Origin of the sequence: Nocardia sp. NPDC056000 (assembly GCF_042269265.1) — a bacterium.
Classification (GTDB): Bacteria; Actinomycetota; Actinomycetes; order Mycobacteriales; family Mycobacteriaceae; genus Nocardia.
On record NZ_JBHJXS010000010.1, the window covers coordinates 223,901 to 239,472 of the forward strand.

General features: G+C 67.4%; 16 protein-coding genes. 12 read left to right on the forward strand and 4 right to left on the reverse strand.

The window, feature by feature from the left end:
- The first annotated feature begins 114 nt into the window (after positions 1–114).
- The 3 genes from ACFC4D_RS28530 to ACFC4D_RS28540 are packed head-to-tail and all read left to right on the forward strand — an operon-like array spanning position 115 to position 2,339.
- On the forward strand, positions 115–1,323 hold the full coding sequence (locus tag ACFC4D_RS28530; RefSeq protein WP_376068018.1) for an FG-GAP repeat domain-containing protein: 1,209 nt from the start codon (positions 115–117) through the stop codon (positions 1,321–1,323).
- 3 nt (positions 1,324–1,326) lie between these two features.
- Positions 1,327–1,803, forward strand: a complete 477-nt coding sequence (locus tag ACFC4D_RS28535; RefSeq protein ID WP_376068020.1) for a hypothetical protein — start codon at positions 1,327–1,329, stop codon at positions 1,801–1,803.
- Between the two features lie 8 nt (positions 1,804–1,811).
- On the forward strand, positions 1,812–2,339 hold the full coding sequence (locus ACFC4D_RS28540) for a hypothetical protein (protein ID WP_375965309.1): 528 nt from the start codon (positions 1,812–1,814) through the stop codon (positions 2,337–2,339).
- 49 nt (positions 2,340–2,388) lie between these two features.
- Here the strand turns inward: ACFC4D_RS28540 and ACFC4D_RS28545 are convergent, their stop codons facing one another.
- On the reverse strand, positions 2,389–2,790 hold the full coding sequence (locus tag ACFC4D_RS28545) for a hypothetical protein (protein ID WP_375965307.1): 402 nt from the start codon (positions 2,788–2,790) through the stop codon (positions 2,389–2,391).
- A 179-nt stretch (positions 2,791–2,969) separates the two neighbouring features.
- On the opposite strand from ACFC4D_RS28545, the gene ACFC4D_RS28550 reads away from it, so the two are divergent.
- Complete coding sequence (locus ACFC4D_RS28550) at positions 2,970–3,689, forward strand: response regulator transcription factor (protein WP_376068022.1); 720 nt, start codon at positions 2,970–2,972, stop codon at positions 3,687–3,689.
- A complete protein-coding gene (locus ACFC4D_RS28555) occupies positions 3,689–5,032 on the forward strand; it encodes a sensor histidine kinase (protein ID WP_376068024.1) in 1,344 nt (447 codons plus the stop codon). Before ACFC4D_RS28550 ends, ACFC4D_RS28555 begins: the two co-directional genes overlap by 1 nt.
- Before the next feature lie 5 nt (positions 5,033–5,037).
- On the opposite strand, the gene ACFC4D_RS28560 is transcribed toward ACFC4D_RS28555, so the two are convergent.
- Together ACFC4D_RS28560 and ACFC4D_RS28565 are read right to left on the reverse strand one after the other, a co-directional pair.
- A complete protein-coding gene (locus ACFC4D_RS28560; protein ID WP_364640302.1) occupies positions 5,038–5,508 on the reverse strand; it encodes a hypothetical protein in 471 nt (156 codons plus the stop codon).
- A gap of 104 nt (positions 5,509–5,612) precedes the next feature.
- Positions 5,613–6,245, reverse strand: coding sequence for a DUF4097 family beta strand repeat-containing protein (locus tag ACFC4D_RS28565; protein ID WP_376068025.1), 633 nt, complete (start codon positions 6,243–6,245; stop codon positions 5,613–5,615).
- A 173-nt stretch (positions 6,246–6,418) separates the two neighbouring features.
- On the opposite strand from ACFC4D_RS28565, the gene ACFC4D_RS28570 reads away from it, so the two are divergent.
- Both ACFC4D_RS28570 and ACFC4D_RS28575 read left to right on the forward strand, forming a co-directional pair.
- Entirely contained in the window at positions 6,419–7,357 is a 939-nt protein-coding gene (locus ACFC4D_RS28570; protein WP_364640308.1) for an ATP-binding cassette domain-containing protein, read from the forward strand.
- The gene (locus ACFC4D_RS28575; RefSeq protein ID WP_375965292.1) at positions 7,357–8,106 is read left to right on the forward strand and encodes an ABC transporter permease; all 750 of its coding nucleotides are present in this window, start codon (positions 7,357–7,359) and stop codon (positions 8,104–8,106) included. The genes ACFC4D_RS28570 and ACFC4D_RS28575 overlap by 1 nt, the downstream gene beginning before the upstream one ends.
- Here ACFC4D_RS28575 and ACFC4D_RS28580 read toward each other — a convergent pair.
- Entirely contained in the window at positions 8,090–11,263 is a 3,174-nt protein-coding gene (locus ACFC4D_RS28580) for a BTAD domain-containing putative transcriptional regulator (RefSeq protein ID WP_376068028.1), read from the reverse strand. The two genes, ACFC4D_RS28575 and ACFC4D_RS28580, sit on opposite strands and share 17 nt — an antisense overlap.
- 91 nt (positions 11,264–11,354) lie before the next feature.
- On the opposite strand from ACFC4D_RS28580, the gene ACFC4D_RS28585 reads away from it, so the two are divergent.
- From ACFC4D_RS28585 to ACFC4D_RS28605, 5 genes are all read left to right on the forward strand, one after another.
- Positions 11,355–12,611, forward strand: coding sequence for a cytochrome P450 (locus tag ACFC4D_RS28585; protein WP_376068030.1), 1,257 nt, complete (start codon positions 11,355–11,357; stop codon positions 12,609–12,611).
- 276 nt (positions 12,612–12,887) lie between these two features.
- Entirely contained in the window at positions 12,888–13,340 is a 453-nt protein-coding gene (locus ACFC4D_RS28590; protein ID WP_364640533.1) for a GtrA family protein, read from the forward strand.
- Between the two features lie 22 nt (positions 13,341–13,362).
- Positions 13,363–13,998 carry a TetR/AcrR family transcriptional regulator gene (locus ACFC4D_RS28595; protein WP_364640320.1) on the forward strand — a complete coding sequence of 212 codons (636 nt, stop codon included), beginning with the start codon at positions 13,363–13,365 and terminating at the stop codon, positions 13,996–13,998.
- 70 nt (positions 13,999–14,068) lie between these two features.
- The gene (locus tag ACFC4D_RS28600) at positions 14,069–14,497 is read left to right on the forward strand and encodes a nitroreductase family deazaflavin-dependent oxidoreductase (protein WP_375965285.1); all 429 of its coding nucleotides are present in this window, start codon (positions 14,069–14,071) and stop codon (positions 14,495–14,497) included.
- A 223-nt stretch (positions 14,498–14,720) separates the two neighbouring features.
- Positions 14,721–15,413: an alpha/beta hydrolase gene (locus ACFC4D_RS28605; RefSeq protein ID WP_375965282.1), complete on the forward strand. Its 693-nt coding sequence runs from the start codon at positions 14,721–14,723 to the stop codon at positions 15,411–15,413.
- Positions 15,414–15,572 lie beyond the last annotated feature (159 nt).

Here is a 15,572-nt window from a genome sequence, read left to right on the forward strand (position 1 = left end):
CTGTCCGCGGATGTCAACCTCGTGGCGTTTCATGGCGCACCGCCGGGACCTGCGGCGCTCTACCGTCTGGGACGAATGAGCCGTGCGTCACATCAGGAGTCGAGGACCGCGTACATGACCGATACACAACGGATTCGAGCCGTCACCGCCGTAGTCGCGCTGGCGCTGGCCACCCTCGCGACCGGAACCGCCGGCGCGCTGCCCGCCGGATCGAGTTCGGGCTCCTCCGAGGGCGCGAATCCGATCTTCAGCGAATCGGCGCAGTACAACGTCGGCGGGCTCGGACCCGCGTTCGGATCCCAGACCATGGCGTACGCGGACTTCGACGGCAACGGCACCGTGGACGTGGCGGCCACCGGCATCGTGGACGGCGTCGGCATCATGTTCGGCGACGGGACGGGGCGACTGCGGCGAAATCAGTTCGTGCACACCGAAGTCGGCGCGAACGCGGTGCAGGTGGCGGATCTGAACGGGGACGGCGCACCGGATCTGGTGGTCACCAATTTCCTGAGCATCTCGGTACTGCTCAATGACGGGCACGGCGTCTTCCACGTCGACCGCAGCTATGCGACCGATTTCAACCCCGATGTCAGCTACCGCACCGGCGGCATTCCCTTCGGGGTGGCGCTGGCCGATTTCGACCACGACGGCACCGTCGATATCGCCTTCAACAGCCTGCTGCCGGTACCCGGCGGCGTCGGCATCATGCACGGTGACGGGCAGGGGCATTTCGCCGAACCGCAGTGGTACGGAGTGGGTTTGAGCAAAGCCAGCGTGCTCGCCGGGGATCTGGACAATGACGGTTACCCGGATCTGGCCTTCCATGATCTGGCCACTTCCGGTGTCTGGGTGATGCTCAATGACCGGCACGGCGGCTTCGCGCCGCCGCGCTGGAATCTGGCCGCGCTGCCGAGCGAGGATCTCAAACTCGCCGATGTGGACGGTGACGGCAATCTGGACCTGATCACCGCCAATGTCGCCGGATTCAGCGCCGGGGTGCACTGGGGTGACGGGCACGGCAATTTCAGCGCACCGCAGCTGATCGGCCCCGCGCTCGCGCCCTGCACCATCGCCATCGCCGATTTCGACGGTGACGGCATCCCGGATATCGCTGCCGGACAGTATGTTCCGTCCACCGCCATGATCTTCAAGGGCGACGGCCACCGCGGCTTCAACTACGTGGAGCAGCACACCATCGGACTCGGACCGCAGGCCATGGAGGCTGTCGATCTCAATGGTGACGGCCGCCCCGAACTCATCAGCATGAGCAGTGTGTCCGAGGACGTGGCCGTGCTCCTGAACCGCAGCGCCGAAAGAGGCTGAACCATGCGAGTATCTCTGTCCCGCAACAGTATCCGTGCATCAGCCGTACTGGGAGGCGCACTCGCCGCCCTCTCGGCCGTGACCCCGGCGAATGCGGTCGAACCGACCCTGTCCTTCGGAACCAGCTTCGGCGGCACCAGCATCAACCACTTCACCACCGTCCCCAACGGCGCGCTCTTCGACGCCGACATCATCACCCTGCAACCCGGTATCAACGCCGGAATAGTGGGTCTGCTGGCCGACGCCACCCCGCTCGACACCGCCTGCGCCACCGGCACATTCGTACTGCACCCGAAAACCGGTGCACCGGAGGAGATCCCGGTCGGCACCAGTTGCGGCATCCCGTTCCCGTTCCTGGTGGCCGCATCGCGCCCCGCCGGTGACTACGCGGAGATCTGCGCCATCGTCGAGGTCACCCAGCGCACCGGCGCGACATCCGCGCAGCGCACCGAAACCTGTTTCCGCTTCCCCAACGATTGAGGCTCCCGATGCTGACCCCGCGCACCCGCCGCCTGCTCACCGCCGTCGCGGGAGCCGCCGCCCTCACCCTGGCGGGCACCGCCACCGCCGTCGCGGATCCCACCCCGGACCCCGCTCCCGGCACCTCCGCCGCCGACTACCCCGCCCGCCCGGCCAACCAGGCCCCGGTCCTGTTGCCGCCCTTCAACTTCAACGCCAATATCCTCGGCTTCGACTTCAAACACACCAATCAGTTCCCCGCCGGAGTCACCTTCGACGGCGCGGTCTGGGCCGTCAACCCCGACTGGACCATCCTCACCATCGGCTGGCTCGCCGATATGGCCCCCTTCATCGACGCGAATTGCGCCACCGGCTCGATCGTCTTCGAGACCACAACCGGTGACCTCGAAACCCATCCGCTGGCCTCGGCCTGCTCCAACGGCTACATCTACGGCCTGGTCTCCAACCTCCCCGCCAAGAACTACCGCATGGTCTGCATGTCCTCGGCCACCATCGGCGACCGCGGCGAACGCGCCTGCTTCCGCTTCATCAACTGATTCGCGCAACCGCGGTGGCGGGGCCGGGCCACCCCGGCCCCGGGACCGGCTAGCGGTTCGGCGCGGCGATGCCGCAGGCTTCGAAGGCCGCCTTGGCCTTGGCGATCTGATCGTCGGTGGGCTTGCCCTCCGGGCGGGAGTCGCGGGTCAGCCCCTGATCGGTGAGGCACTGCTTCTGCTGGTCGGTGAGTTTGGGCCGCTCGGGCAGCTGAATGCCGCAGGCGGAGAAGGCGTCCTTGATCTTGGCGATCTGATCGTCGGTGGGCTTGCCCTGCGGGCGGGAGTCCCGGGTGATACCGCGATCGGCCAGACACTGCTGCTGCTGATCGGTGAGCTGGGGATGATTGCCGCCGTGGCCGTCACCGGGGGCGGCCGAGGCGACACCGAGTCCGGCGGACAGCGTGATTCCGGCGGCAGCGATAGCCAGGAACGAATAGCGGATGATTCGCATGCGGGTGGCTCCCTTGTAGAGTTCCGGCGCGCTCTGCGCCGGCCCTCGAAAGTCTCGACAGCCGGGCTGGCGGCTCCTTGAAGGATTCCTGGCGATTTCCTGGAGATGCGCGCGGATTCACAGCTGTTCGCCAGGAAGTCTTCAGGTAGCCGAGAAGCTCCCGCTACAGGGTGTGCAGTATGCGTGAACCGACGACGGACCCCGGCGACCACGGCACCACCGCACCGCGGGTGCTCGTCGTCGACGATGAGGAGAACATCGCGTATCTGGTCGGCACCGGATTGCGCATGGCCGGATATACGGTGCGGACCGCGGGCACCGGCCGCGAAGCGCTGGAATGCGCCGACGTCATGCGCCCGGACGCCATCGTGCTCGATGTCATGTTGCCCGATGACGACGGCTATACGGTGCTGCGGCGTTTGCGCGGAAGAGGTTGTGACGCACCGGTGCTGTTCCTCACCGCGCGGTCGGACGGGGCCGAACGCGTGCACGGGCTCACCTGCGGCGGCGATGACTACATCGTCAAACCCTTCATCCTGGAGGAGGTGGTCGCCCGCGTGCAGATCGCATTGCGGCGCAGCGGAGCCATCGCCGAACTGCCCGCCCAGCGCCGGGTGGCAGATCTGGTGCTCGATGATCAGGCGCATCGCGTCTGGCGCGGCGAAGACGAAATACACCTGACCGCAACGGAATTCACACTGCTGCGCTGTCTGATGAGCAATACCGGCCGGGTGGTGACGCGCGCGCGGATTCTCGATCACGTCTGGCAGTACAGCTTCGAAGGCGAATCGGCGGTGATCGAAACCTTCATCAGCAGCCTGCGCCGCAAGCTCGACAACGGCGGACCCAAACTCATCCACACCGTGCGCGGGGTCGGCTACAGCATTCGGGAACCCTGATGTCCCTGGCGCGGCGACTGACCCTGGCGCTGATCGCGCTGGTGCTGACACTGCTGGCCGCGGGCACGGCGGTGGTGCTCATCCAGCGCCACTACCTGGTCGCGCAACTCGACTCGCAGATCACCAAACTGGCGGGCAGCCCCATGGTCGGGGTCATCGCCGGTCAGCATCCATCCCGGCCCACCCGATCACCGCTGGCCTTCGGCGATATCTATCTCGGAATCCGAAGCGCCGACGGCACTCTCACCACCGTGCAGGGACCGAGCAATGATCCCGACCTCATCCCCGACCTGAAAGGCGTCGGCGATCTCCCGAAACCCACGGGCAGGCCGACGATCTCCGGAAACGCCTCGGAGGTGCGCGCGGTGACCGCCCGCTACGGTCCCGTCGACGTCGTCATCGCCATATCCGCGCAGAGCGCGCACGATGCCACCGAGCGCCTGATCATCACCCTGATCATCGCGGGCCTCGCGCTCGCCGTGGTGGTGGGCTCGGTGGTCGGCTGGGTGCACCGCCTCGGACTCGTGCCCATCGCGCGCATGACCGAGGCCGCCGACGCCATCACCGCGGGGGCCACCCAACGCCGCATCGACGCGGGTCCGCCCGGCACCGAGGCCGACCGGCTCGCCAAGGCCCTCAATACGATGATCGACACCACCCGGGCGACCGAGGATCGCATGCGCCGCTTCGTCGCCGACGCCTCACACGAATTGCGCACCCCGCTCACGACCTTGCGCGGGTACTCCGCCCTGCACTCATCGGGGGCGGATGAGGTGCACGATGCCATGCGGCGCATCAATGACGAGGCGCAGCGCATGAGCCGCATCGTCGAAGCCCTGCTCGACCTCAATAATCTCGACAATCTCGATGAACACGGCCTCACCGACCGCGGACCCGTCGACGTCGTGCCGCTCATCACCGCCATCGTCGACGATCTGCATGTCATCGCACCCGGCCGCAGCATCGAAATAGATGCCCCCGCTTCGGCTTTCGCCGATGCGGTACCGGATCGGGTGACCCAGGCCGTACTGTCCCTGGCGACGAACGCCCTACGCCACACCCCGCACGACGCCCCGATCACCATTCGCGTCACCGCCGCGAACGCCGTGCGCATCGCGGTCATCGACCACGGCCCCGGCATCCCGCCCGAACATCTCCCGCACCTGTTCGACCGCTTCTACCGGGTGGATACCGGCCGGGCGCGCAGCGCGGGCGGCAACGGCCTGGGCCTGGCCATCGTCGCCGCGATCATGCACGCGCACAACGGCACTCACGGGGTCGACGCCCAACCGGGGGTCGGTAGTACCTTCTGGATCGAATTCCGCACCGCCGCAACCGGATAGCGGACTCACTTGGCCGGAGCATCGCAGACCGGCGGTGCGCTGCGCTCCAATTGCAGCAGGCTGCAAAAGGTCTGGGCGCTGACCTTCCAGGAGCCGTCGATGCGGATCGCCTCACCGTGCCGGTTGGGCAGCAGCGGAAAACCGTGCTTCTTGATGGTGAAGGTCACCGCGGCGCGATCCGGCCCGGTGCTGTCGACCTGGGCGACCGAGGCCGACGCACCCCCGGCTATCGACGAATTCGCTTGGGATTTCAGGGTTTCCTCGAACGCCTGACCGTTCTCGACCAGCGCCATCTTCTGATCGACGGGCAGCGAACTGTCGAAGAAATGCTCGAAGGTCGTGGTCACCGCGTCCACCTCCGAGGCGGGGGCCGAGGATTCGGAGTGGCCGCCGCACGCTCCGGCGAGGAGCATCGGGGCGGCGCAGAGCGCGAGCACCCGCGCGGCGGCGTCGATTCGTCCGGCCGAACTCCACATCGATGCCCTCCAGCTGCTCGTCGGTCAACTGTTTTCCCAGGTCAGGCTATCCGCCGAGGGATGATTCAGTGGGATCGACGCGCGCGGCGGCACCGTGCGGCCGATCACGCGGCGCTGTGGTGAACGATGATGTTGCCGTAGGAGTTTCGGGCGTGCACCTGCACGGTGCCGGCATCGGCGGCGACCGGAGCGAGCTGGTTGCGGACCGAACCGTGCTGGGTATTGGTCTCCAGCTGTACCGCGCTGCCGGGGTGCACGCCCACCTCCACCTCACCCATGGAGGTCTCCAGCCGCAACACCCCGTTCGAGGCGTCGCCAACCCGGATATCGCCCTTGGCGGTGCGCGCGGTCACCGCACCGCGCGGGCTGTCCACAATGATGTCGCCGCAGGAGACCTCCAGGTCGGAGCCGTCGAACGCGCCGCTGGCCACCAACTTGCCCATCGCCAGCGTGGCCTCGAGCTGCGAACCGGTGGGCGCCTCGATGATCACCTCGATGGCGGCATTGCCACCGAACGGGCTGTAGGCGCGCCAGCTCTTCGGCGTCTTCACGGTCAAGCGGCCCGCGCTGAAATCGACCTTGATCTGCTTGGCGGCGCGCACATCATCCTTATCGGACGGGTTGGCCGGGCGGACCTGGACCACGGTGTCGGACCGATCCGAGGCGATGATCTGCACGCTGCCCGAGGGCACGTCGACGGTGAGGGCGATCGGGGCCGGGGTCTGGAAGGTGGTCATGGCGGTACTCCTGTTCGAGCGGGTGTGCCGCCTCGGTCGAGTGCGGCGAGAACTACGATCGCCGGGCGTCCTGACACCGCCCGGTCACCGCGCTGACACCACCGCCACCGCCGGAATCACCGTGTCAGGAGCGTGACAGCCGGGTGTCAGGCCGGACCCCGAGAGTTTGTGCCATGACGAACTCAGCAATCGCGGTCCAGGGACTGCGAAAGGCATACGGGGACAAGGTCGTGCTCGACGGCATCGACCTGACCGTCCCGGCGGGCACGGTGTTCTCGCTGCTCGGCCCGAACGGGGCGGGCAAGACCACCACGGTGAACGTACTGACCACACTCATCAAGGCCGACAGCGGATCGATTCGGGTTGCCGGACACGACCTTTCCACCGAGGCCAAGGCGGTCCGCGCGGCCATCGGGGTCACCGGTCAGTTCGCGGCGGTCGACGAACTGCTGACCGGGCAGGAGAACCTCCAGCTGATGGTGGACCTGCACGGCATCGGCGGTAAGGACGGCAAGCGGATCGTCGCGGACCTGCTGGACCGCTTCGAGCTGACCGAGGCCGCCCGCAAGCACGCCTCCACCTACTCCGGCGGTATGCGCCGCAAACTCGATCTGGCCATGACCCTGGTCGGCACCCCCAGTGTCATCTTTCTCGACGAGCCCACCACCGGATTGGATCCGCGCAGCCGCCGCACCATGTGGTCCATCATCGGCGATCTGGTCGCCGAGGGCGTGACCATCTTCCTCACCACCCAGTACCTGGAGGAGGCCGATCAGCTCGCCGACCAGGTGGCGGTGCTCGATCAGGGCCGCATCGTCGCGCACGGCACTCCGGACGAACTCAAGCGCCAACTGCCCGGCACCCATGTCCGCCTGCGGTTCAGCGATCCCACCCAACTCGCTTCCGCCGCAACGGTTTTCCCCGAATCAACGGTAGACGAGGAGAACCTGACACTGCGGGTGCCCAGCGACACCGGCACCAATTCGCTACGGGCACTGCTGGACCGGCTCGATCAGCACCATCTCGCCGCGGCGGAATTCTCCGTGCACACACCCGATCTCGATGACGTTTTCCTCGCCCTGACGGGCCGTACCACGGAGGTGGCAGCGTAATGAGCGCCAAGTCCCCAGCAATTGTCATGTTGCGCCGCAACTTCAAGCACATCGCCCGGAACCCCACCTCGGTGTTCAACGCGGTGCTGATGCCCATCATCATCATGCTGATGTTCGTGTACATGTTCGGCGACGCCTTCAATGTCGGCGTCGACTACATCGACTACGCGACGCCCGGCCTCATCCTGCTCGCCGTCTGCTACGGCCTCGGCGGCACCGCCACCGCGGTGAACTCGGATATGACCAAGGGCATCATCAACCGGTTCAAGGTCATGGACGTCTCCCGCGGCGCGGTGCTGACCGGTCACGTGGTGGCCAGCGTGCTCACCAATATCATTGCCATCGCGGCCCTGATCGGCGTCGCGTTCCTGCTCGGCTTCAACCCGTCCGCCAGTGCCGTGGACTGGCTCGGCGTCGCCGGAATGGTGGTGCTGCTCGGTGTCGCCACCGGCTGGTTCACCGTCGCCCTCGGCCTGTTCGCCAAATCCCCGGAGACGGCGGGCATGGCTTCGGTGCCGCTGGTCATGCTGCCATTCTTCAGCAGCGCGATCGTCCCCGCCGACAAGATGGGCCCGGGACTCAAGCAGTTCGCCGAGTACCAGCCCTTCACCCCGATCATCGAAACCATGCGCGGACTGCTCAACGGCTCCCCTGACGGTGGCAAGGCCTTGATCGCCATCGCCTGGTGCCTGGGGATCGCGATCGTCGGATACTTCTGGGCCTCGGCCACTTTCACGAAGCGAGCGTGACCGTAACCAATTCCCGCCAGTCAGCCCGCGCACCCTGCTCCATCGCCTCGGTGAACTTATTGTCACCGAGGCGATTTCGCGTTTCCGCCTCGATCCGGGCCACATCGGGCTGGGATCGATCCGGCAGCCCGCGCACCGCGGAACTCGCCGCCAGCAATCGCGCGGCCTGCTCGTAATCCTGTTCGCGCAGTGACAGATCCGCGATACCGAGCACCGCCTGGGCGATCTGCGGCGCGTGCCCGGCCTCCAGCGCCGCCTCGTATGCCGCGGCCCGGTGCGTGCGGGCCACATCGAGATCCTCGGCCAGATATCCCAGCAGGTCCTGAATGATCGAACGCACGATCCCCCGATCGGCGCTCTCCCCCAAAATCGCCGTGGCGACATCCAATTGGCGGTACACCTGCTCCGCGTCACCGCTCCAGCGCGCCAGCTCCGCCTTCGACAGTGCCAGGTCGGCGAGCACATTCGGCCACGCCACCCGTTCCATGGACCGGTCCGCCTGCGCCATGGCCGCCGCGCTCGCCTCGAAATCGCCCAGCAGCCAATACAATTGCGCCTGCCGCGACAGAATCGGCACCGCGTCCTCGCTGGCCCCGATGTCCTCGACCACCACGATCGCCTGCTCGTAATACGCGCACGCGGCGGCGAACTCACCGCGCATGGCGATGTGATTCGCCAGCATGGTCAGGGCGAACGAAATCCCCCACCGGTCACCGATTTCCCGGAATTCGGCGAGCGCGGTCTCCAGGAAGCCGTCGACCTCCCGGCCGTCCTGGCCGAGCTGGATACGCAGATTCCCCAGCTGCAACCGCACCAGCGCCCGCACCCACGGATCCGGATCGTCCAGCATCGACTCCCAGGCGGGCAGGAACGCGTCCGGCGCCTCCAGCATGCGTTGCAGCGGCGCGGCGAATCGCGCTGCGGGATGCCGGATCTCGACCCGCCGGGTGATCTCGTACGCCTTGTGGATCCACTCCTGGGCCTGATACTGATCGCCCTGCCGCCCCGAACTCAGGAACTGCACGACGAACGAATACACCACGGCCCGAGCCTCATCGGAGACCTCACCGGACAGCGCCGTGGCCGCCATGATCAGCTCATTGCCCTCGGCCTTGTATCCGGCCAGCCACCAGTACCAGCCCGCCGCCGCGGCCAGCCGCATGGCCCCGTTCGCCTCACCGGCCGCGATGGCGCCGCGCATGGCGGCGGCGATATTGTCATGCTCGGCATCGAGCAGGCGCAGCCAGTCCAACTGCTGGGCCCGGCGCAACTGCGGTTCCGCGATCTCGGCGAACGCGGTGAAATACGCGAGATGGTTGCGGCGCAACGATTCCGACTCGCCCGCCTCGGCCAGCCGCTGTTCGGCGTACTCCTTGATGGTGCCGAGCATGCGATAGCGCGGCGCGCTGTCACCGCCGGTGACCACCAGCAGCGACTTCTCGGTCAGCGCGGTGAGCAGGTCGTACACCTCGTACTGTTCGACCAGCGCGTCCGGCTCACCGCCGATATCCGCGCACACCCGCTCGGCCGCCTCCAGGCTCGCACCGCCCGCGAACACCGAAAGCCTGCGCAGCACAACGCGTTCGGGCTCGGTCAGCAGTTCCCAGCTCCAGTCCACCACCGCGCGCAGGGTCTTATGCCTGGGCAGTGCGGTGCGGCTGCCGCCGGTCAGCAGGCGGAAGCGGTCATCGAGCCGATGCGCCAGCTGATCCAGGGACATGGTGCGCAATCGGGCCGCGGCGAGTTCGATGGCCAGCGGCATACCGTCCAGCGCCCGGCACACCCGCGCCAGCGTCGCGAGGGTCTGCGCATCGTCGGCGAGGTCATTGCGCACCGCGGCCGCACGATCGCGCAGCAACTGGATCGCCGGTGCGGATTCGATCTCCGCCGGATCGGCATCGGACTGCGGCAGGGTCAGCGGGGCCACCGGCCACAGCGCCTCACCGGTGATGCCGAGCGGTTCCCGGCTGGTCGCCAGAATCCGCAGCCGACGGCATTCGCCGAGCGCTCGATGGGCGAAGATCGCCGCGGACTCGATCACATGCTCGCAGTTGTCCAGGATCAGCAGCATCGACCGATCACGCAGTGCGGCAATGGCCCGATCCATCGCCTCCGCGTCCGGAGCCTCGCCGTGCAGGGCATCGCGCAGCCGGAGTGCGGCCAAAGTCGCCTGTGCGACATGGTTTCCGCTCGCATGATCACCATCCGCGCCGATGGGCGCGAGCTCGACCACCCAGACACCGTCCGGGAAATCGCCGAGCAGCGTGCGCGCGGTCTCGGTGGACAGCCGGGTCTTGCCCGAGCCGCCCGGACCGATCAGGGTGGTGAGCCGATGTTCGCCGATGAGCGTGCGCACCACCTCGATATCGCCGTCCTTGCCGATATAGCTGGTCAGCTCCTCGCGCAGATTGTCCCGGCGGTGCTCCTCGCGCCGCACGGCCAGCTCACCGCGCAGCAGCGCCATATGCAGGGCCGCCAATTCCGGTGACGGATCGACGCCCAGCTCATCACCGAGGGTTTCGCGCAACCGCTCGTACACGCGCAGGGCCTCGGTATCGCGACCGCTGGCCACCAGAGCCCGCATCAGCGCCGCGACCAGTCGTTCGCGCATCGGATGCGCGGCAACCGAATCGGTCAGCTCGGTGACCAGATCGGCGCCGTGGCCGAGCCCGATCTCGGCGTCGAAGCGATCCTCCATGGCGGCCAGGCGCAAACCCTCCAGCCGGGTGACCGCCGCGTCGAACGCCCCGCTCTCCTGTAAACCGATGTCCTGCATGGGCGTACCGCGCCACAGCGCCAGCGCCTCGCGCAGCCGGCGCGGATCCTCATCCCGGCGTGCCTGGGCGACAAGGTTTTCGAAACGCACCGCATCCACGGCGTCGGGGGGCACCATCAGCCGGTATCCGTCGGCCTGGCCCTCCACGACGCCCTCCGGCAAGACCTTGCGCAGGCGGGAAACCAAGCGCTGCAACGCGTTCGCGGCATCGGCGGGCGGATTCTCACCCCAGATCCAGTCGATGAGCGACGCCTTCGGGATCGCGTGACCCGGTTGCAACGCGAGCGCGATCAACAGCCCGCGCAACCGCGCGCCCGGCACGATGGCGATCACATCGTCGGCCGTGCGCACCTCGAATGGTCCAAGTATCCCGATCTGCACCCGGCTGATCCTGCCATGGTCGAGCGACCAGCCTCGCCGCGTGTCAGAGCCGTGACAGGCCCATGTCAGGCCAGATGGCGACCGTGGTCCCATGACTCACACGGCTTCCATCCCCTCCGGTCTCCCCATGGACCGCAATGCCGGACCCTTCGCCCCGCCCCGCGAGATCACCGAATTGCGCACCGCCCGCCCGGTCAGCCCGCTGCTCTTCCCGGACGGCCACCGCGGCTGGCTGATCACCGGATACGACGCGGTACGCCAGGTCATGTCCGATACCCGGTTCAGTTCACGGCAGGACATCGGCATCGTGCACGTGCCGTACGAGACGCCCGGCATGCCCGCCGCCACCGAACCGTCCCCGCAGACCCCGGGCCTGTTCATCGCCATGGACCCGCCGGACCACACCCGGCTGCGGCGGCTGCTGACCGGCGCGTTCACGGTCAAGCGCATGAAGGAGTTGCAGCAGCACATCATCGATATCACCGAGCGGCAGCTCGACGAGATGGCGCGGCTGACCCCGCCGATCGACCTGGTCAAGGAATTCGCGCTGCCGGTGCCGTCGCTGGTGATCTGCGAACTGCTCGGGGTGCCGTACGCGGATCGTGCCGCCTTCCAGGTCAATACGGCGCAATTCCTGATCAAGGATCAGGCGCTCGAGGACAAGATGGCGGCCTACGGCGCGATGACCAGCTACCTGGCCGGATTGGTGGTGGGCAAGCGGGCCGAACCCGGCGAGGACATCCTGTCCGATCTGGCCCGCAACGAGGACCTCGGCATCGACGAACTGGTCGGCATCTCCTTCCTGCTGCTGCTCGCAGGCCACGAGACCACCGCGAACATGCTGGCGCTGGGTACCTTCGCGCTGCTCGAACATCCCGAACAACTCGCCGAACTGCGCGAGAACCCGGACCTGATGCCCAGCGCGGTGGAGGAACTGCTGCGGTATCTGACCGTGGCCGACATCTTCTACCGCTACGCCACCGAGGACCTCGAGGTCGGCGGCGAGATCATCGAGCAGGGCTCGACCGTCGTGGTCTCGCTGCTCGCCGCCAACCGCGATCCGCGCCGCTTCGACGACGCCGATACCTTCGATATCCACCGCGAGACCGGCGGCCGCCTCGCCTTCGGCCACGGCATCCACGCCTGCCTGGGCATGCAGCTGGCCCGCATCGAAATGCGCGCCGGTTTCGAGGGACTGCTGCGCCGCTTCCCGACCCTCGAACTCGCCATCCCCGCCGACCGGGTGCGACTGCGCACCGATATGAATATCTATGGCGTGCACGAACTTCCGGTCACCTGGACCGAATCCGCCACGCACACCATGCACATCCGATCCGACGGGCAGTGATCGACCCGACGCCATTGCACCGATTCCCAGCCCCGGCCGAACAGCCGGGGCTTTCGGCGTTCGGCCGGGAGTTCGGGCATTGCGCCGGGAGTTCGGGCGGATCAGCGCAACCGTCGTGACCAGGCCGGACAGCACGTCAGAGCGCTGTCAGCGCGACGACAGAGCGGTGTCAGCCGGGTTCGCGACAGTAATCACGTGAACAGCACCGCACTCGCCGCCCCCGGCTTCCGGACCGCCTACGGGGACACCGCATTCCTCGACAGCATCGACCGGACCATCGGCGCCTACCCGGTGCTGCGCGGCCAACTCCTCGATCGTTTCACCGGCGCGGGCCGCTTCCTGCGCGGCGATCACGCCATCGCACAACTCATCCGCTTCGCCGTCGTCGGCGGGGCCAGCAATATCGCCTACGTGCTGCTGTTCACCGCCATGACCGGGGTGGGACCGCTGGCCGCCAATATCGCGGGCTCGATCGTCAGCACGGTGATCGCCAACGAACTGCACCGCAGGCTCACCTTCCGCGCCGCGGCCCGGGTCACCTGGTTCACCGCGCAGTGGGAGGGCGGCGGCCTGGCCCTGGCCGGACTGGCGATCAGCACGGCCGCACTGGCCGCGCTCGGCCACCTCGCCCCCGGCCTCGGCGCACTCACCCAGGCCACCGCCATGATCGCGGTCATGGCCGCCATCGGCGGCGCACGCTTCCTGGCCCTGCGCGGCTTCGTCTTCTGAAATCGGGCACTACCCTGATCGGGTGGCTGTAAGCGGGACATCCTCACGGACCTACGACGGACTGCCGGTGGAGGACCGCCGGGCGGATCGGCGTACCCGATTCCTCACCGCCGGACTGGCGGTATTCGGCGAGAGCGGTTACCAGAACAGCTCGATCACCATGCTGTGCCGGGCCGCCGGCCTGGCCCGCAGCCAGTTCTACGAGCACTTCACCAATCGCGAGGATCTACTGCTCGCGGTCTACGACGAGATCCAGGAGGTGGCCCGCCGCGAGGTCGCCGCCGCCATCGCCGCCACCGGCGCACAGGATGGTCTCGCACCGACCCGGGCCGCGGTCATCGCCTTCGCCGAATCCGTCGGCCGCGACCCGCATCGCGCCCAGGTGACCTTCGTCGAAGTGGTCGGCGTCAGCGCCGCGGTGGAGGCGCACCGCATCGAACAGCGCGAGAAATGGGTCGACTTCTTCGCCGAGGAAATGCGAAAGACGTTCGGCCCCACCTTCGTTCCCCCCGGCGGCTATCGCGCCGCCGCCACCGGATTCATCGGCGCGCTGATGGCACTGGTGCATCAGTGGAGCACCTCGGTCCCGCGCCCCGAACTCACCGACGCCATCGCGGTACTCACCTGCTTCCTGACCAGCCTCGCGGTGCCCCGGTAGCGATCCGGCCGATCACGCCGAACCGCGTGCCGCCCGGAACATGCCGCGCCGCACCGGAAGAATGCACGGCATGACCGAAACCCAGGACTGGAACAGCCAGATCATCAACGAATTCCGCGCCAACGAAGGCCGCGTCGGCGGACCGTTCGAAGGCGCGCCGATGACGCTGGTGCACAGCGTCGGCCGCAAGAGCGGACGCCAGGTGGTGAGCCCGATGATGTATATGGCCGATGAGCAGGACCCCGAACTCATCTACGTCTTCGCCTCCAAGGCCGGGGCACCCACCAACCCCGATTGGTACTACAACCTCACCACCGCCGGAAAGGGCGAGGTGGAAGTCGGCACCCAGACCTACCCGGTGACGGTGGCCGAGGTAACCGGGGCCGACCGCGACCGGATCTACGCCGAACAGGCCCGCCGCTATCCCGGATTCGCCGGATACGAGGAGAAGACCGCGGGCATTCGCGTCATCCCCGTCCTGGCACTGCGCCGCGCCTGACACCGGCGGGGGCCGCCCGCGATACCGGCGATGATGTGCCCCTTGATGTTCCGAGACGCAAGCCGCCTCACCCTCGGCGGGTGAGGCGCGCCCGCCGGACTCGCGTCTAGCGTGAAACCGGACCCGGGTAGTCCCCTTGCCCGGGCACCCGCCATTCTCGAAGGGAATGCCGAACAGCTCATCAGCAGCACACCCAGCTTCACCACACCCGAAAGGCACGGTCATGGCTGACAAACCGGCAATCGTTCTGGTTCACGGATTCTGGGGCGGGGCCGCCCACTGGGCGAAGGTCATCGTCGAATTGCGACAGCGCGGGTTCGGTGACCTGCACGCGGTGGAGAATCCGCTCACCTCGCTCGCCGACGACGCCGAACGCACCCGCAAGATGGTGGCGCAGATCGACGGCCCGGTGCTGCTGGTCGGACATTCCTACGGCGGCGCGGTCATCACCGAAGCCGGAAATTTGCCGAACGTGGCCGGACTGGTCTACATCGCGGCCTTCGCCCCCGATGCGGGCGAGAGCCCGGGACAGATCAGCGAGGAATTGCCGCCCGCCGCCTTCGCCAATCTGGCCCCCGATTCGGACGGCTATCTGTGGGTCATCCAGGACAAATTCCAGGAGAGCTTCTGCCAGGACCTGTCCGATGACGAAGCCCTCGTCATGGCCGTCACCCAGAAGGCTCCACTGGCGTCGACCTTCGGCGATACCGTCACCGCACCCGCCTGGAAGGCGAAACCGACCTGGTACCAGGTGTCCACCGACGACCGCATGATCAATCCCGACAATGAGCGCCGCATGGCCGCGCGGATGAAACCGCGCGCGGTGATCGAATTGGCGGCGAGCCACGCCTCACTGGCATCGCAGCCGAAAGCCGTCACCGATCTGATCGTCGAGGCCGCCGCCGATCTGAGCTGATCGCGGCCGGGCGGTTCCGGGCCGAGTGTGAACAAACTCATCGCCGAGTTCGCGTCACGATGTTTGCGGTAGCGTTGCGGACGGCGGTTGTGATGGGTCAGCACTCGGTCCGGAGGCTCGATGACCACCTCACGACAAGAAGAAAACTCAGTACCCGCG